Origin of the sequence: Paenibacillus sp. Soil522 (assembly GCF_001428245.1) — a bacterium.
Lineage (GTDB): Bacteria > Bacillota > Bacilli > Paenibacillales > Paenibacillaceae > Pristimantibacillus.
Genome location: NZ_LMRV01000077.1, coordinates 55,895 through 74,465, shown reverse-complemented (window position 1 = coordinate 74,465; position 18,571 = coordinate 55,895). Strand labels below are relative to the sequence as shown.

Below are 18,571 nucleotides of genomic sequence, written 5' to 3'. Positions count from 1 at the left end.
CTTACCTCCTGCTCTTCGTCATTAATTTCATCAGATGCTCCTGCGAGGCTTCCTGCCTTGTTACTTCGCCGGTCAGCCTGCCCTCGCTCATCACATAGATGCGATCGCACATGCCGAGCAGCTCTGGGAGCTCCGATGAAATAATCAGCACGCCTTTGCCTTCCGACGCAAGCTGATTAATGATCGTATAAATCTCATATTTGGCGCCGACGTCAATGCCCCGTGTTGGTTCATCCAGCATGAGCACCTCCGGCCCTGCGAAAATCCACTTGCTGAGCACGACCTTTTGCTGATTGCCGCCGCTAAGATTGCCTGTCTTCTGCAAAATGCTTGGCGTCTTTATATTAAGCTTCGAGCGGAAGTTTTCCGCTTCGATGATTTCCTGGTTCGCATTCACGACCGAATTCCGCGAAATTTTGTGTAGACTCGTCAACGTAATGTTCCGTTTAATGTCATCGATAAGAATGAGCCCATAATGCTTGCGGTCCTCAGTCACATAAGCAATGCCGTGATCAATCGCTTGATTGATCGAATTCAGCTGCACTTTCTTGCCCTTCAAAAGGGCGTCTCCGCTTATTCGTTTGCCGTAGGATTTACCGAATATGCTCATCGCCAGCTCCGTCCGTCCGGCGCCCATAAGTCCGGCGATTCCAACGATTTCACCCTTGCGGATGTGCATATTCACATCGTCGATCACCTTGCGGTCCTGCTGCGTAGGATGGTATACATTCCACGCTTTCACTTCAAAAATCGTATCTCCGATCTTCGGCTCGCGCACCGGATAGCGCTGCGTCAAATCGCGGCCTACCATCCCTTTTATAATCCGGTCCTCTGTAATGCTGTCCTTCACCATATCCAGCGTTTCAATCGTTTGGCCGTCGCGCAGGATCGTGATGGAATCTGCAACCTTCGTAATTTCATTCAGCTTATGCGAAATCATGATAGACGAGATGCCCTGCTTCTTAAAGGCAAGCAGCAGGTTCAACAAATTTTCGCTGTCCTCTTCGTTGAGCGCTGCGGTCGGCTCATCGAGAATAAGCAGCTTCACTTTCTTCGAAAGCGCCTTTGCAATTTCTACGAGCTGCTGCTTGCCGACGCCGATCGATGAGATGAGCGTACCCGGCGATTCATTCAAACCGACCGTTTGCAGCAATTCCTTCGTCTTAATGACCGTATCGTTCCAATTGATAATGCCTCTTCTCGACCGCTCATTGCCCAAAAAAATATTTTCCGATATCGAAAGCTGAGGGATCAGCGCCAATTCCTGATGAATAATTACGATGCCGAGCTGCTCGCTCTGCGAAATATCTTTAAACTCGCATACTTGTCCTTTATACAAAATATCGCCCGTATATGAGCCATGCGGATATACTCCGCTGAGCACCTTCATGAGCGTTGACTTGCCTGCGCCGTTTTCTCCCATGAGCGCATGAATTTCGCCTTCTTTTACTTGCAGGTTCACATTCTCCAGCGCTTTGACGCCCGGAAACGTCTTCGTTATATTTTTCATTTCGAGGATGATGCCTGTCGTCATATCATGATCACGCCCTTAGTGTTAATAAAAACGATTTAGCGACAGTCTGGGCAACCATCACTAAATCGTAGGAGCACCTTTTCTATTACGAATTATTTAAGTTGGTCTTCGGTGTAATAACCCGTGTCAATGAGTGCTGTCTTGTAATTCGATTTGTCGACCGAAACAGGCTCAAGCAGGAACGAAGGGACAACCTTCACGCCGTTATCGTACGTTTCTGTGTTATTCACTTCTACTTCAGTGCCTTTCAAAATGCTGTCCGCCATCGCTACTGCTTTTTTCGCAAGCTCACGAGTATCTTTAAATACCGTTTGCGTTTGCTCGTCAGTTATGATCGATTTAACGGAAGCAAGCTCCGCGTCTTGACCGGTTACTACTGGAAGCGGATTGCTATCCGAACCGTAGCCAACCCCTTTCAAAGAGGACAAAATACCGATGCTGATGCCGTCATATGGCGACAATACCGCGTGTACTTTCTCGTTTGCGTAGTTTGCGCTCATCAGGTTATCCATACGGGATTGAGCAAGCGCGCCGTCCCATCTGAGCGTTGCGACTTGATCCATCGTTATTTGTTTACTCCGAACGACAAGCTTGCCGCTATCGATGTAAGGCTTAAGAATGGACATCGCTCCGTCGAAGAAGAAGTAAGCGTTGTTATCGTCAGGCGAGCCTGCGAACAGCTCGATGTTGAACGGGCCCTTGCCGTCCTTAAGGCCAAGCTTTTCTTCAATATAGGAAGCCTGCTGCACGCCTACTTTAAAGTTGTCGAACGTCGCATAGTAGCTGACATGCTCCGTTTTTTTAATCAAACGGTCATAAGCGATAACCTCAATGCCTTCTTTGTTCGCTTTGCCAAGCACGTCACTAAGCGACTCGCCGTCGATCGGCGCAATAACGAGAATATCGACGCCTTTCGTAATCATATTTTCAATTTGGGATACCTGGTTTTCAATAACGTCCTCCGCGTACTGAAGGTCTGTCTTGTAACCGAGCCCTTCGAACTCCTTCACCATGTTCGCTCCGTCGCCTACCCACCGCTCGGATGATTTTGTTGGCATCGAGATGCCTACGTAGCCGCTGTCGCCGCTGCCTCCGCTATTTGATGCTCCGCATGCTGAAAGTACGAATACAATTGCCGTTACAACAAGTAAAACCAGCCCTTTTTTCATGTGTGCCGTCCCCTTTCGTCTCTAAACAAGTTTGTTTCTGCTTAATCAATATACATTCGGGGGCTGGCTATCGTCTTTGCAATAAAGCTACCTTTTTTATAAAAATCAAACCTGCTTCGAGTTATTAAAAAATGCCCTATCAGCGCGATACGGCACCGACAGGGCATATAAATTTCTGGTTTTGTTCTACATTTATCGCTCGTCATCCTGGAAGGCTGCGCCTTTACGGTATTGATTAGGTGAGACGCCGACCGCCTTCTTAAAAGCGGTGCTGAAGTAATGCTGCGTATCGTAGCCGACCTTCTCGGCGATTTCATTGATCGGCAAATCGGTCGCATTAAGCAGTTGGATCGCTTTGCTCATGCGAAGCTGCGTCACAAGACTGACAAATGAAGTGCCCAGCTCTTGCTTAATGATCCTGCTCATATAAACGGGCGATACCTGCATTAAGTTCGCGAATGCTTCGAGACTCATATCCGCATCCATGTACGTCTCGCGAATATAGTCCTGTGCCCGGCGTACGAGCGGAGACATGACCGTCTCTTTGTAAATACCCGCCTTGCATTGCCGGTAGACGGCAGGAACAGACAACAGGCCTTCCTCAACCGATTGGGTAAACACCTGTACCGATATTTTCAAGTAGGCCTGAACCGCATGCTGCATATCTGAAATATGCGTTTCCGGCACCGTTCCCCAAAGAATCATGACAATTAAGCCGGCATGGTCGCGAAACAATACTTTTTCATAGTCCTCAAGCATTTCTGACACGATGTTCTCAATCGCAAATAAAAAGAGCTGCCGGTCGTTTTCCTTTCTCAGCGGCATGCTCGCATTTAGCTCGGGCCAACGGATTACGCCTAACAGGGCGGGTGTTTGAGCGGGAAGCCGCAGAAATTGCAGCTGCTCCAGCAGCTCGTCCTCCGTCAGCGTTCCTTCAATCCACTCGAGACAGAACCGTTCCCGCATAAGCGGAAAGTTCTTTACGATTTGTTTAGAGGCCTGCTGCAAATGCTCATCCTGCTTCTGAGCCGTCTCCAGATCCTGTCTTATCCGGGTAAGCACTTGCCGCAGCTGATCCCCGCCAGCCGGCTTCAAAATATAATCATCCACACTAAGCCGAATCGCCTCTTGCGCATAAGCGAATTCATCGTGGCCCGTAATGATAATAATGCGGCACTGCGGCAGCTTCTGCCGGAGCTCCTTCATGAGCGCAATGCCGTTCATGATCGGCATATTCAAATCGACCAGCGCAACGTGAATTTGATGCAGAAGCGCCAGCTCCAGCGCTTCTTCGCCGTCCTCCGCCTCCGCGCACACGCGCATGCCAAGCGAAGCCCAATCAACCGAATCCCGTACTCCTTCCCGTATAATCGGCTCATCATCAGCAATTAATACTTTCAATAGGCCATCCAATTGTAAACCGCCTCTCTACCCATAAATATCCCGCAAAATCGGCATTGCAATCGTTACAGTCGTGCCCTCGCCGAGCGTGCTCTCTATGCTCATGCCGTATCGTTCGCCAAACGTCAGCTGTATTCTGGCCTGCACGTTTAGAACGCCGTAGCCTTGCTGCTCCTGCAGCTTTTTGGAACGGAGCACATCTTGATGCTCCCGTTCCCTAAGCTCCTTAAGATCATGCTCCGAAAGCTTCGGCGTCGCTACCGTGCTGTCCAGCAGCCTCCGCAGCTGCTCCAGCTTCTCGGGCTGCATTCCGACGCCGTCATCACTGACAGACAACAGCAGCGAGCCTTCGTCCACATAAGCTTTTATCGCAATATGACCCGGACCTCTCCGTTCCTTAATCCCGTGATAAATCGCGTTTTCTACAATAGGCTGAAGTACCAGCTTGATTACGTACAGCTGCTGAACATCCGGACTGATATCCATCGTGTAATTCAGCTTATCCTTGTACCTTGTCTTCTGAATAACGAGATAGCTTTGAATATGCTCGATTTCATCAGTAAGCGGAATGATGTCGTTGCCTTTGCTGAGACCGATCCGGAACAGCTTCGAAAGGGATTGCACGACCTCCGCGACGTCTTCGGCTCCTTTTTTCCGCGCCATCCAATGAATCGTATCAAGCGTATTGTATAAAAAATGGGGCTTAATATGTGCTTGCAGGCTGCGCAGCTCAGCCTCCCGTTTCTGCCGTCCCTGAAGCTCGGTTAAGCTGAGAAGCTTATTCATTTGGGCCAGCATCGTATTAAAGCTCCGGCCAAGCTTGCCGACTTCATCCTCGCGCTCGCCCCAATACCGGATCGTCAGATCGCCGCTCTCCGCTTTTTGCATAAACGACATCAGCTGATTGATCGGCCTAGACATCGAATGCGCCAAATAAATGGCAGCTGCGATGTTGAGCAAGCAGAGAAAGAATACGAAAGTGATGACATAGAAACGGATTTCCTGCACTTCAAGCGCCGATTCCTTGGATGAAAACACGCCAACCGTCGTCCAATCGGTGAACGTTGATTTCCGGTAAATAATTTGCAATTTTTCACCATCCACGATTTGCGAGAAATTGCCCGAACTGCCTTCCATCACCCATTGTTTCGGTATATCGCGAATAATAGGTTTAGCAGGTGAATAAATATGTCCCCCGTCATGATCGATGACAAGCAAATAACCCGTTTTCCCCAATCTTACATCCTTTACAGCCTCTGCGATGACTCTGAGCTTTAAATCAATTAACACAACGCCCTCTGCCTGCTGCGTATCCGGATTAAGAATCGCGCGGACAACGGAAATCACTTCGTCCTCCTTGTAATTTGCATGGCTCGTAATATTGCGATGGCCCGGCTTGCCGAGAATTTTATAAATTCCCTTACCCGCAACCGCCTCCTTAAACCAGCTTTCCTCCGTCAGAGGCTGCGGACTGCGTGCATACAGCTCGTTGCTTATGTAATCGCCTTTACTATTGACCACCATGACGCCGGCAACTTCCGAGTACAGCGTAGTGAAACCTTGCAAATATTTATGCATGCTGTAGACGCTGTTCTCCCGTTCCTCCTCGGAGACTCCGCTGTCATTTCCTTTCAAAAATTGCTTCACGCCAGGGTCAAACGCAATGAGATACGTCATATTTTGCATATTACTGACGTAAAATTCCATCGATTTATTCACTTTTCCGATAAGCTGAAGCGTATTTTCATTGACCTGCTTGCCAATAATCCGCTCGACCGTATAATCGATGAGCAGACCGAGCCCTATTGAGGGCAATATGGAAATAAGCAAAAACATGATAATCAGCTTGTAACGTATCGGCAAGTTATTTAATTGGAAAAATTTCAGCTGTTTCAAGTGGCATCCTCTCATTTCAACATACGCTATCCGTTATTTCGCATAGAAGCTTTCGACATTGTTTTGCGTGACGACGGTTATGCCGGTATCCACAAATTTCGGCAGAGGTGATCCGCCCATAATTGCAGTGCCGCTTTGCCCCGTCATATTGTGATGGAGATGGAATAAAAACTGCAGGGACCAGTAGCCCATATTCCACGTTCCTTGAGCTAGGGTAGCTGAGATTGTACCCTCTTTCACCATATCCAGCGTACCTTTGTCCGTATCGAAGCTGATGATCTTTACTTTGTGGTTATGCTCAAACAGCTGCCCAACGCCTACACCGCCATTCGCCTCGGTCACGAAAAAGCCCTGCAAATCGGGATGCTGCTTCATCACCTCGGCCGCCATCTGCCCGGACACAAGCTGATCTCCCTTGCCGTCTTTAACCGCGACCACTTCTATTTCCGGATATTGTTTAAAAATCGTCTCCTGGAACCCAACCGTCCGTTCCTGATGATTCAATTGGTTAGGCAGCGTTACGACAGCGATCTTTCCTTTATTGCCAATGAGCTCGGCCATTTTATGCGCCGCCGTAACCCCGGCATCATAATTGTTAGTCGCAAGAAAGGAATACGCCTTGCTCTTGTCCGCGCCTGCATCGAACAGCACGACCGGAATGCCTGCTTCGACTGCTTTATTGATGGAGCCGGTCAACGCATTCGCATTCATCACCGACAGTGCGATGCCCGCCGGTTTTTTGGCGATTACCTGCTCAAGAACGGTTACTTGCTCGTTCACATCATACTGCGTCGCACCGCGATACTCGACCGATACGTTTAGCGCCTGTGCGCCATCCTCGAACCCTTTAATCGCCGTTTTCCAATACTCGATTCCGGAGAGAAAGGTGACCATCACATATTTCTCGTCAATGGTGCCGCGCAGCCCTTCATCCATCTGCTCCCATGGATTCGGATCCGCATTGCGGTAACCGATGTTTTGGTTATAAAAGACGAACAGCATGAAGGTTACGATGAGGATTCCATAAATGAGCAGTATTTTTTTCATGCAGGTGTAACCCCTTTCATAAAAAAATAAAACGCTGCCCCCGCTTACGGGAGCTGCGATTATTTTAACATACATGCATCTATATTATTACTCTACATTTATAGGTTCATCCAAACTTGTTTTTCCGTCTTTACCGACTGGCCTGACGTGATTGCTTGTCCCATCATAAGCGCCAAATAATGATCCTGGGCAGCCTCGGCCAAGCTATAGAAGGAGGCTCCGCTTCCAGTGGCGTACTCGCCCATGCGCAGCAAGCATGCAGCTATCGCGATTTCATCATCGCTGAGCCTTGCCGGAGCGACAGGATTCCGGTACAGCCATTCCCCGTCCGCGGTAATGCCGCGATGATAGTAGCCCTCCAAATTGCCGTGATGCCCCGTATCCACTCTGCGAAGCTCCGTGTAAACAGGCGTTGCGTAGTCCTTCAAGTAGTTCACTTTTGAGTTCATAAGCTCGCCTTTCGTGCCTCTTACAAGCATGCGGCTGCGCCGGATCCAGGAGAAATACTGATCGCCCGTAAAATCATATACGGCCAGCTTGTCGCCAAACCGAAGCGTTGCGATCCGCTGCACCGACTGAACCATTCGTTCTTCAAGCGGATCCCCTTGTCTGCTTGGGCCCTGCATAATCGTTGATTCAAACTGCTCGCCCCTAATGACAGCCTCCTCGAAGCCGACGCCAAGCAGCTGTCTAATTAAGCTTATGCCATGATAATCATGGGCGGCCGAAACCTGTACATGATTCACCTCTCCCAGCTTGCCGGAGCGGGCGACTTGAATACGGGCGGCATGCATCGGCTGATACAAATACTGCTCCGCCACCTGCACCTTAGCATCCTTTGGCAGTGATTCGCAGAGCGCGGTAAGCGCAGCCAGATCGGCAGCTGGCGGTGTCTCCGCAAGAACGGGAATGCGCCGCGCAGATAAATCACGGATCATATCCGGCGCTGCTGTTCGCGGCACCGATACGACTGCAAAGCTAAAGTTCACTGCCTCTGCCGTAAATTGCTGTAAATTGCGAACGGTCCGAATGCCCCATTTTGCCTCAATGGCCCGCCCCTTCTCCTCGTCCCGAACGAGCATCGTATGTATGCGAAACCGCTCCGGCAGCGCTTTCGCGATTCGTATGTAAAACTCCGCGCGCCAGCCGCCGCCAACAATACCAAAACTGATGATGGACATTTTATAACCAGCCTCCAAGATGTAATATACGAGCTAACTGCTTCTTTAAAAAAGAAAAAGATCTCTCCATGAGAGATCTTCTTTAAGCTGTCCGGAAAGTGCCTGTCGCTTTAATCTCCTCTGGGCAGCCTGTATAGGCGTGCAGCCTGCCGTGGTATACTAACTCGAGCAATGCTGTTTTTTCCAAATCGGCAGGCGTTACGAACAACGACGGCTTATCGACTAAATTCACACCGCTTTGCTCAAACACCGAGGCTACAAACTGTGAGCAAAAATAAGCATATTCCCGTTTCATCTCAATATTAAGCATAATACCAAGCATGCCAAGCAGATTGTATTTGTATTGATCCCGGTTTTTCTCCATATATTGAATCTGATTCCTGATGTTTACATAGGCGCTATGGTCGATCGTGCATCTGTACAGCGCGCAGGTCGAATGCTCGAAAAACTCACCGCGCACATCCTCCTTAACAAACCCCGCAAAAAATGGATTGCTCGGATTCTTTCTGCCAAAGCTGTATACCTCATTCAGATCGCTGTCAAAAGCTATTGATGCATGATTTAACATATTTTTCGTATACCATCTTATCGTCTTCGAAAATAGAGTCCCTGTATTCGTCAAGAGCACATAAATTTCTGCATCTCTATTCATGCCATACTACCTCCACATTAAAGAACTTTCATCTAGGTATTAACTTTAATGCAGGAGAACTAAATTCTAAACCTGCTCAGGTAATAGGTTTATCCCCGACCTTAGTCCAGTTTGTAAGAATAGTGTGACAAAGAAGCCTCTACCAAACTTTTCAATATCTTAATCTGTCTCCATTTTACTGGATTTCTTCTGTTTACTCAATAAGTAGTTCGCCCTTTTTCCCTAATGCTCAAAAAAATGTTAAGATTTTCATGTTTATGAAATGATATAGTAGAAAAGATTCACAGCGTTCGTATACAATTTATATGCTGCAAAAGGTAATTTAGTATTGTCATTTAATCTTTTCTGATGATGGCGGAGGCGGAGCAATGGAATGGTATACCCGTTATAAAAAGCAGCTGGAGCAGGTTTACAAGGAGGCCGAAGATCGCATTGCGGCTTTTCCCGGGCCGCTGAATAGTGTCGGCCTTGCCTACGCAGACAAATTCAACCCGGTGAAGCATGAGAGCGGCAAAGACTATATTTGCAGCCTGCTCCCTTTTTGGATAAAGGAACTGTCAGGGATAAGCGATTCGCAATGTGAACGCCTGGCATTAGCTAATGTATATGGAATGCTCTATTTTTTTATTCAGGATGATGTAATGGACAGTGCGCCTTCATCGAAATGGAAGGATCAGCTCGCACTGGGTAATCTGCTTCTGCTTGAAATGTTCAGCGTGTTTCGCGAGTTATTTCCATCAGATTCATCATTTTGGCGTTACTACCACCGTTATGTGACAACATGGGCCGATAGCGTAATGAATGAGGACCGCGACGATTACTTTGTTAACGAGCCTATCCGCACAGCAGGAAAAGCCGGTCCCGTCAAAATCGCCAGCACAGGCGCGCTGCTGTTAACGGGACGCGATGAATTCATACATAAGCTTGAGCATGCCATCGATCTCGTACTGATGACGCTTCAGATGGCTGACGACTACGCGGACTGGAAAGAAGACTTGGCGGAAGGCAGCTATAACGGCCTGCTGGCAATGATTGCTGCGGGACGAGCCTCGGGTGAGCCATTAACTGAGAAAGACGCTGAAAATGCGATCTATATTAGGGGATGCATGAAGCCCTATGTGCAATTTGCTTTTGACAATCATAGGAAGCTGCTGGCTATGGATACTGGAGCCAGTGAGATACTAGACTTTCACGCCTTTCTACTAAATCATTTGAACCAGGTTACTGAGACGATAGACACAAACAGAAAGCAGCTGCTTAAGGGCGGGTTTGAGTACTTTTTGTCTACTTATGAAGCAAAGAAGGTGCAATAGTATCTATTAATTGTCGAATATTAGTAAATTTAAATAGATATTGTCGAAAGACCATGTTAAACTGAGTATGGTAAACTTATACATATTCGGAAGGGTGATCAATGTGACCGCAGAACAAACGTTACAAGAGCATATCATTCAAAAGGCATGGGAAGATGCCGAATTCAAGAAAAAGCTTATTGCAGACCCTAAAGCAGCAGTGAAAGACGCTTTTGGCATTGATGTACCGGATACAATCGAAGTAGAAGTACTAGAAGAATCAGCCAATAAATATTATTTAGTCCTTCCGCAGAGCCCTCAAGAGGTTGCGAACGTGAACAATTCAGAAGGAGCCGCATGGCAATAAAATGACAAAAAAAACGCTGGTCAGCTCCCTCTAGAGCGGCCAGCGCTATTTATTCACTGAAGGGATATGAATGATGGCCTCCGTGCCCACCCCTTTGTCACTAATAAACTCAACTCTGCCCTGCATCACTTCAATAATTCGGAAAGTCACCATTAATCCTAAGCCGGTTCCTTTCGTTTTCTTGGAATAATACGGCTCACCCAGTCTTTTTAAATCAGCCTCGTGCATACCCTCACCATTGTCTTTTATGCAAATGACTACATGGCCGGAGTCATCCATGTAGGCTCGGATATGGATGATCCCATCTTTATCTAAGGCTTCGATACTGTTCTTAATAATATTTATAAGCGCCTGCTTTAATTTAGATGAATTTCCGCGTACATATAAATCGGATGCTAAATCAACCTTGATAATTCCGCCTTGCATAGTCGCTAACGGAGCCAGTATTCCTTCAATCTTCTGAATCTCTTCCGCAACATTCAGAAGTGTCGTCTGCTCAAGCTGGGGTTTAGCGAACGTTAAAAAGTCTGTAATAATTTCCGATGCCCGGTCTAGTTCATCTATCGCCAGCACCATAAAGCTATTATCCTTATCACTCGTCGTTTTCTCACGAAGGAGCTGAAGAAAACCTCTTGTAACCTGCAAGGGATTGCGTACCTCGTGAGCTACCGAAGCAGCCAATTGGCTGATGATCTCCATTTTTTCAGACCGCTGAAGCTCATTATTAAAAACCTCAAGCTGTTTGGAGTATTTTACAACCTGTTCGTAGTTTTGTAATATTCTTCTGGCCAATATGATGATAAGCGATGCTACAAAGCTAAGAATGCCCCATTTCCAAAAAAACAGATCGTAATTCATATCTTGAATAAAATACCATATTACTTCTGAGACGCCAATTGCAGCAAACATACCAAATCCTGTCGTTAAAATAATTGCATCTTTATTTCTTTGCAAGCAATATTTAACAAGGAAAATGATGAGTAAGCTATTACCTATAATGATCGATCCGCCGAAAGTAAAGATTGTAGCTGTTGTATACAGATTACCGATTTTATCTGAAGTAAAAGAAGCCAACAGCCATAAAATAGACATCGTCGAAACAACGACTTGGAGCTTTCTAAATCGGGAGACAAGTCCAAAAGGTCCTCTACCGAATATCTTTTCAAAAAAGAAAAAAATAGAAGGTATCAATAGATTTGAACCGACATCGAACATATAATAAATGACCAGCCCATAGTCCTTATATACGGTATGTAAATAAGGGGTTAAAGCGAGAATCATTACTCCGATTGAAAAAATAAAAATACAAAGCGAACTCAAACCAACTAAATAAGATTTGTTCAAAAAAATGAAGCATAAAAACATAGCCAGCGAAACAAATACAAGCGCTCCTCCAATAACAACATCGAAAATATCCTTCTTCAGATAGTCTTTACTGAGAATCTGGTTTTCACCTACAATAATTTGTTTCTTCAAGCCTAACCAGGCGGAATCCGTATGCAAAAGAATATATACCATTTGTTTGGATTCATTGGGGTTTAATGAGAGTAAAATCTCGTTCTTGTTATACGGATAATTCCGATGAGATTCATAAATGAGTTTATTGTCAATAAATATCTTGACATCTTTGGCAGTAAGCTTGCTTATTAACAACGCTGGCCTTGCTAAATCAAATGCAGGGAGCTGAAATCTGAGCCATGCCGAATGAACATTAGCCGGTTTTACAGGCAATTTATCTTCATAAGAGAAGGAATGCCACTCACCAGATTTATTGTTGGAAATAACATTCTGAACCGTATTACTGGAATCCTTCTCCCACATCATTTCCCATTCTGTAATCGCGGTAGTCAGCGTATCCGAAAAGGCATAGGAAGGCGTGGATAGAAACGGAATGGCTATAAATAACGATATGACAAGGACGATTACGAATTTAGGTATAGCTTTCATAGGACACCTCAAAATATCAAAAATACAAACCATTCTACGTTACTATATTTCGACAATCTTCGATACCGCTCCTTCTAGAATTTACCTGCATCCAAAAAAATTTCATGATACGACGATGGATTATCGCGGATTTTATACCCCGCGCAGCGCAGCAAAAAGCCGCCCAAGGTCATCTACAAATGGGACAGCTTCTTGTTACTCCTTCTCAACCTTGCATGAGCATAGCAACAAACTTGATATCCGCTGGAGCAAATGAATAATCGGCTAACCGCTCTTTTTGAGCCCATCTATACTCATCATGATCGATCAACTTAATGTCTCCAGCAACAAGCTTAGCTTCATAAGCGGTCAATTGGATACGGATCGCGCCATAACTGTGTTCATTCACGCCAAAACGCTTCTCTACAGCGATCTCGATGCCCATCTCTTCCATTAGCTCTCTTCGCAGACAAGCCTCAGGCGACTCGCCTTCCTCCAGCTTCCCGCCAGGAAATTCCCAAAGCCCGCCCTGCGACTTCTCCGGCCTACGCCTTGCTATTAACAATAATCCCTGCTCGTTTTCAATGATTGCAGCAGCTACTCGAATCAATGATGCTCAGCTCCTATACGAAACACTTATTTCCCCATTTACCTGCAGCGGCACTTTGCCATTTTGACAATGAATTCGGCCCCTTCATAATTATAACCTTCCAAATTTTTACTCACAATTCACCATCTTCTGTTAAAATGATCTTATACTAAACCGCCCCAAACAGAAAGAGGACTTGTTTCATGACGAGAAATACGAACGCCAGCAATAAAAAAAGACTAATTTCGCTGCTCTCTTTGATCCTTATTTTAGCGCTGCTGACCTTGATCCCCTTGCCTTATTACATTTATCAGCCTGGTACGATTGAGAAGCTGACGGACTTTGTAAAGGTAGAAAACGGACACGCTTCCGAGATAGGCAGCTTCAACCTTACGACCGTGTTGTCTATAAAAGCAAATAATGCGTTAACCTTGCTTTACGGCTTGTTTGCCAAGGACACTGAAATTCGAAAATCCGTAAAGGTCCGCGGCACGCTAACCGATGCCGAGTACGGAATCCTGCTCGACCATATGATGAATAGCTCCCAAAACAACGCGGTCGTCGCATCGCTCGAAGCGGCTGGACAGCCCATTCCAATGACGTATACCGGCATTTTTGTACAGGCGCTATATGCGGAATCCAAGGCGGCTGGGATGCTTCTTCCGGGAGATGTAATCGTTGAGGCGGAGGGCAAGCCGGTGACGCGAATTAACGAGCTGGCCAGCGTAATCGTACAAAGCAAAAAGATTGGCGATATGCTGGAGCTGGTCGTGCTGCGCGGTAAGGAAAGACACACTCTCACGGTTGAACTATATGGTGATGACGGTGATGATGCAGCTGTGCCGCGGATCGGAATTGTAAGCGAGGATCAATATACGATCAAGCCTCCGGTAAGTGTGGTATATAAGGAATCGGAAATCGGCGGACCATCCGCAGGGCTCATGTTTTCCCTGGAAATATTGGATCAGCTGACTGAAGGCGAACTGACGCACGGCAAGTTTATCGCGGGCACCGGAACGATCGACGCGGGCGGCAATGTCGGACAAATCGGCGGCATACGCGACAAGATCATTGCTGCCGAGCTTGCAGGCGTAGAAATATTTTTTTGTCCGGCGGATGTGAAGGCTTCTGACAGCAATGAAAAGGATATTTTGGACGAGGCCCGTAAAAGAGGCTATAAAGTTACGATCGTTCCCGTTCATACGCTTGCTGAAGCTATGAATTATTTGGAGCGGCTCGGAGCGTAAAGACAGTTGAGCGCGTTGACATTAAAGCCGATACATCATTAATGTCATAAAAGGTTAGTTTGGGCTGATGACATCTGCTCGCTGCTCAACTACAATGGTATGAGGTGAAGTACACCGCTCTTTCTTCGGACATTTGTTCGAAGCGGAGCGGTGTTTTTTTATTGGAGATGGGAGCGGGATGTCTGATGGTGGATCGGATGGCGTTGGCCGGCGTGGATGTTGGGGCTGGTGAATCTTCGGACATTCGTTCGAAGCGAGCGTTTTTTTATCTCAGGAGATGGGAGCGGGATGTCTGATGGTGGATCGGATGGCGTTGGCCGGAGTGGATGTTGGGGTAACCGGTAAACTGGGTACGGCTGAACGGGCCTATAGGGAATGGATACTCAAGCATACAGAGCTGCGTGAGCCTACAAGTGAGCGTAGACGTCGGCTTGTAGAGCGGGATGATCATAGCGAACAGCTTTTTGCAATCGATATCTGGTGGCAGGTGCTGGGCAGCTTTGAATATTTGCATCCGGAGTATGAGGTGAATGATTATCGCGATGGCAGCCGGTTTCTCGACTTTACTTATATTCGCCCTCCCTTTCGAATCTCCATCGAAATAGATGGCTTTGGGACGCATCAAAAAAATGCATCACGGCGGAAATTTTCGGATGATCGCTTTCGGCAAAACCAGCTCGTCTTGGACGATTGGATCGTTGTGCGCTTTTCCTATGACGACCTTCGGGAAAGACCAAGACAATGCCAGCAGTTTATCCAGCAGCTGCTAGGGAAATTTTACGGTCTTGGACGTACAGACGCGCTTTATCTGCAATTGTCCTCACCCGCGCGGGAACTTCTGCGATGGGCGCAGCGCCGTGTGAACGGAGCAGCCTTCAGTCCGAAGGATGCCCGGAAGCTGCTTTGGGTTAGTGCGCCTACTGCTCGTAAAAACTTAAGTCGTCTGCTTCATTTAAAATTAATAGAGCAAGCTTCTGGCGGTCAACGCATACGTTCCTACCGACTGACAAGCGCTGGAGTCAAGCTTCGGTTGTAAGGCTAGTGGCGCGTTAGCTGCCAGTTTGCGGGGGTACGTGGACATTAGAGAAAGTTACTTTCTCTAATTATGCGGTTTGGGTTAGTTCTGAGGAAATAGAGAAAAGGATTTACTCTATTTCGGCAGATGAGGCGTGTTAGGCGCCAGTTTGCGGGGGTACGTGGACATTAGAGAAAGTTACTTTCTCTAATTATGCGGTTTGGGTTAGTTTTGAGGAAATAGAGAAAAGGATTTACTCTATTTCGACAGATGAGGTTCCAATCGACAGTTTTTCTATCGTTACACTGCCGTCTGACAACTNGGGGTACGTGGACATTAGAGAAAGTTACTTTCTCTAATTATGCGGTTTGGGTTAGTTTTGAGGAAATAGAGAAAAGGATTTACTCTATTTCGACAGATGAGGCGCGTTAGGCGCTAGTTTGATGGGGTACGTGGACATTAGAGAAAGTTACTTTCTCTAATTATGCGGTTTGGGTTAGTTTTGAGGAAATAGAGAAAAGGATTTACTCTATTTCGACAGATNAGATGAGGCGTGTTAGGCGCCAGTTTGCGGGGGTACGTGGACATTAGAGAAAGTTACTTTCTCTAATTATGCGGTTTGGGTTAGTTTTGAGGAAATAGAGAAAAGGATTTACTCTATTTCGACAGATGAGGCGCGTTAGGCGCCAGTTTGCGGGGTATGCGGCTTTGAGCCTGCCGCACGAGTAATTATTTTTCGCAAACAGCCTCCGTTTCACGCAACCATTCCAGCAATCCGCTCGTTTATGAGGGTAACCGGAACTTGTTCGAATCATAAAAACATAAGGATGAAATGGAGGGACTATTGATGCGAAGAAAAGCGTTTGCTGCTTTGCTGCTAATTGTAATGCTGCTATTAACTTCCGCTGCCGGGGGGCCGTTCGAGAACGAGGCTGCCGCACAGCCGGATATTCACATTGTCGTGCGGGGAACGGAGCTGAATTTATCAACCCCGGCTTTTATCGAGAATCGCAAAACGGTTGTTCCTTTGCGGGAAATTTCGGAAGCGCTGGGGGCAGAGGTAAGCTATCAATCCGGACCGGGTGACAAGCAAATGATTACGCTGAAGCATGATGACCGCACCGCCTCGCTCACGATCGGTTCAGCCGAAATGACCGCAAACGCCAAGCTCATTCGATTAGAAGCGCCCGCCCGCCTTCATCGCGACGTTACGATGGTGCCGCTTCGCGCGATTTCCGAGGCTCTGGGCGCAGTCGTAGCCTGGGATGCCGCCCAGCGAATCGTTACGATAGACGATCCGCTCGAGCTGCCGACTATCGGCTCCGAGGAGAAGCTGCTTCAGCTTATGGAATCGATTAGCAATCAGAATAGACAAAATAATAAATTCGGAGAAGCTGTAGAGGAGAAGGCCATGGCAGATGGCGCCCAATCGGCTGCTGCCACCTCTGCCAAATCAAAAAACGAAGGTGACTATTCGCAAACGAATGTACAGGCTGGAGGGGTAGATGAAGCCGATTGGGCCAAAACAGACGGGCGCTTCGTCTATCAGCTTAGCGGCTTGCGCATTCTTATCACGGATATCGCCAATCCGGCGAAACCAAAGCTCGCAGCAACGGTTGAATATGCGCCTGAGGACGGCTTTGCGCCCCAGGAAATCTATGTCGATGATAAGCGTTTAGTGGTCATTGGCCAGCATCAAGCCAGTCTGCCTTATGACGCCGTGACTGGCAAAGCCGATACTTCCTCCGGGGCAATGGCCGAAAAAAGGCTGTTTATACCGACACGATCGACGGTGAAGACGTTAATCTACGAGCTGAATGAGGCGGGTCAGCCGAAGCTCGTGCGCGAAACCGAGCAGGAGGGCAGCTACAGCTCCTCACGCAAAATCGGCAGCGCCTTATATATCGTGACGAACAAATACAATTATTCGTACCAGCTCTATGACATGAGTAAAAATGGCGGCGACGCTGCAAGCGAGCAGCAGCCTGCTCTATCGTTCGAGCCGGTGTACCGTGATTCGGCGGTATCCAGCGAACAAAAATCGCTGCCGCTGGATTCCATTCGCTATTTCCCCGAATCGCCCGATACGAATATGATGCTCGTCGGCGCAATCGATCTTGATGCTGCCGATCAGCCCTTGCAAGTATCAGCCTATCTCGGGTCAGGCCAGACCATTTACGCCTCTGAAAAGCATTTGTACGTAGCGATCGCCAAATATGAAGCTGACGGTCAGCAGAAGACTCAGATTCACAAATTCCGCCTTGATCAGGGAAGCATCGTCTATATCGGTGAAGGCACGGTTCCCGGTACGATTTTGAACCAATTCTCGATAGATGAGCATGAAGGCTACTTCCGTATTGCTTTGACGAATGGCGATATGTGGGCAACTGGCGATGCTGGCTCTACCAATAACCTCTACGTGCTGGATGAGAAGCTGAATACTGTCGGCAAGCTGGAGGGTCTTGCTTCGGGAGAGCGCATTTACTCGGTCCGCTTCATGGGCAGCCGCGCTTACATGGTCACTTTCCGCAACGTAGATCCGTTGTTCGCGATTGATCTGGCTAATCCCATGAAGCCCGCTGTTCTCGGACAGCTGAAAATTCCCGGCTACAGCGACTATTTGCATCCTTATGACGAGAACCATATCATCGGCTTCGGCAAGGAAACCATCGAGCTCCCCGCGAAGGGGATGGGCGCCGATGCGACGATGGCCTTTTACCAAGGGATGAAAATCGCCCTGTTCGACGTCTCGGACGTTAGTCATCCGAAGGAGAAGTTCAAAGAGGTCATCGGAGATCGCGGTACGAATTCCGAGCTGCTGCAGAATCATAAGGCGCTGCTGTTCTCCAAGGAAAAAGGGCTGCTTGCGTTCCCGGTTGAGCTGCTGAAAATAAAAAACAAAGAAAAGCTAAAGCCCTCTGACTCCCCCGCTTACGGAGAATTCACTTATCAAGGCGCCTATGTATATGGCATTGATCTGAAGAAGGGCTTCACCTTGCGCGGCCGCATTACGCATCTGACGGCGGACGATCTCGCGAAGAGCGGACAATACGGCTATGATTACAATAAAACCGTGAGGCGCATCCTCTATGCGGGAAATACGCTTTATACGTTGTCGGATCACATGCTGAAAGCTAATGACCTGGCGAGCTTAAAGGAAAGCGGTTCGCTTACCTATCCGGCAAAGCCTAGTGGGAGCACTGTGTATCCGGATGGCCCGCAGGTGATGCCGATGCCGATTGCGATACAATAAAT

General features: G+C 47.5%; 14 protein-coding genes. 5 read left to right on the top strand and 9 right to left on the bottom strand.

The features are described from left to right. Position 1: 1 nt before the first annotated feature. The 7 genes from mmsA to ASG81_RS23805 all read right to left on the bottom strand — a co-directional run bounded on the left by mmsA (position 2) and on the right by ASG81_RS23805 (position 8,880). Positions 2 to 1,534 carry a multiple monosaccharide ABC transporter ATP-binding protein gene (gene mmsA, locus ASG81_RS23835; protein WP_081417552.1) on the bottom strand — a complete coding sequence of 511 codons (1,533 nt, stop codon included), beginning with the start codon at positions 1,532 to 1,534 and terminating at the stop codon, positions 2 to 4. A gap of 92 nt (positions 1,535 to 1,626) precedes the next feature. Beyond that, positions 1,627 to 2,703 carry a multiple monosaccharide ABC transporter substrate-binding protein gene (chvE, locus tag ASG81_RS23830; protein WP_056640217.1) on the bottom strand — a complete coding sequence of 359 codons (1,077 nt, stop codon included), beginning with the start codon at positions 2,701 to 2,703 and terminating at the stop codon, positions 1,627 to 1,629. A 192-nt stretch (positions 2,704 to 2,895) separates the two neighbouring features. Continuing rightward, a complete protein-coding gene (locus tag ASG81_RS23825) occupies positions 2,896 to 4,116 on the bottom strand; it encodes a response regulator transcription factor (RefSeq protein WP_056640214.1) in 1,221 nt (406 codons plus the stop codon). Positions 4,117 to 4,131: 15 nt separating this feature from the next. Beyond that, complete coding sequence (locus tag ASG81_RS23820; protein ID WP_056640210.1) at positions 4,132 to 6,015, bottom strand: cache domain-containing sensor histidine kinase; 1,884 nt, start codon at positions 6,013 to 6,015, stop codon at positions 4,132 to 4,134. 18 nt (positions 6,016 to 6,033) lie between these two features. Next, on the bottom strand, positions 6,034 to 7,047 hold the full coding sequence (locus tag ASG81_RS23815) for a substrate-binding domain-containing protein (RefSeq protein ID WP_056640207.1): 1,014 nt from the start codon (positions 7,045 to 7,047) through the stop codon (positions 6,034 to 6,036). Positions 7,048 to 7,145: 98 nt separating this feature from the next. Then, a complete protein-coding gene (locus tag ASG81_RS23810) occupies positions 7,146 to 8,228 on the bottom strand; it encodes a Gfo/Idh/MocA family oxidoreductase (RefSeq protein ID WP_056640204.1) in 1,083 nt (360 codons plus the stop codon). 82 nt (positions 8,229 to 8,310) lie between these two features. Next, positions 8,311 to 8,880 carry a hypothetical protein gene (locus ASG81_RS23805; protein ID WP_056640201.1) on the bottom strand — a complete coding sequence of 190 codons (570 nt, stop codon included), beginning with the start codon at positions 8,878 to 8,880 and terminating at the stop codon, positions 8,311 to 8,313. A gap of 368 nt (positions 8,881 to 9,248) precedes the next feature. Here ASG81_RS23805 and ASG81_RS23800 point away from each other — a divergent pair, with 368 nt between their 5' ends. Both ASG81_RS23800 and ASG81_RS23795 read left to right on the top strand, forming a co-directional pair. Beyond that, positions 9,249 to 10,193 carry a hypothetical protein gene (locus ASG81_RS23800; RefSeq protein ID WP_056640198.1) on the top strand — a complete coding sequence of 315 codons (945 nt, stop codon included), beginning with the start codon at positions 9,249 to 9,251 and terminating at the stop codon, positions 10,191 to 10,193. 103 nt (positions 10,194 to 10,296) lie between these two features. Further along, a complete protein-coding gene (locus ASG81_RS23795; RefSeq protein ID WP_056640197.1) occupies positions 10,297 to 10,539 on the top strand; it encodes an NHLP leader peptide family RiPP precursor in 243 nt (80 codons plus the stop codon). Positions 10,540 to 10,584: 45 nt separating this feature from the next. On the opposite strand, the gene ASG81_RS23790 is transcribed toward ASG81_RS23795, so the two are convergent. After that, on the bottom strand, positions 10,585 to 12,486 hold the full coding sequence (locus tag ASG81_RS23790; protein ID WP_056640194.1) for a sensor histidine kinase: 1,902 nt from the start codon (positions 12,484 to 12,486) through the stop codon (positions 10,585 to 10,587). 205 nt (positions 12,487 to 12,691) lie between these two features. After that, positions 12,692 to 13,075 carry a (deoxy)nucleoside triphosphate pyrophosphohydrolase gene (locus ASG81_RS23785; protein WP_056640191.1) on the bottom strand — a complete coding sequence of 128 codons (384 nt, stop codon included), beginning with the start codon at positions 13,073 to 13,075 and terminating at the stop codon, positions 12,692 to 12,694. Positions 13,076 to 13,257: 182 nt separating this feature from the next. Between ASG81_RS23785 and ASG81_RS23780 the strand changes: the two genes are divergently transcribed. From ASG81_RS23780 to ASG81_RS23770, 3 genes are all read left to right on the top strand, one after another. Continuing rightward, positions 13,258 to 14,301, top strand: a complete 1,044-nt coding sequence (locus ASG81_RS23780) for a SepM family pheromone-processing serine protease (protein ID WP_056640188.1) — start codon at positions 13,258 to 13,260, stop codon at positions 14,299 to 14,301. Between the two features lie 295 nt (positions 14,302 to 14,596). Next, positions 14,597 to 15,337, top strand: coding sequence for a hypothetical protein (locus ASG81_RS23775; protein WP_056640185.1), 741 nt, complete (start codon positions 14,597 to 14,599; stop codon positions 15,335 to 15,337). Between the two features lie 826 nt (positions 15,338 to 16,163). After that, positions 16,164 to 18,569, top strand: coding sequence for a beta-propeller domain-containing protein (locus ASG81_RS23770; protein WP_056640182.1), 2,406 nt, complete (start codon positions 16,164 to 16,166; stop codon positions 18,567 to 18,569). Positions 18,570 to 18,571 lie beyond the last annotated feature (2 nt).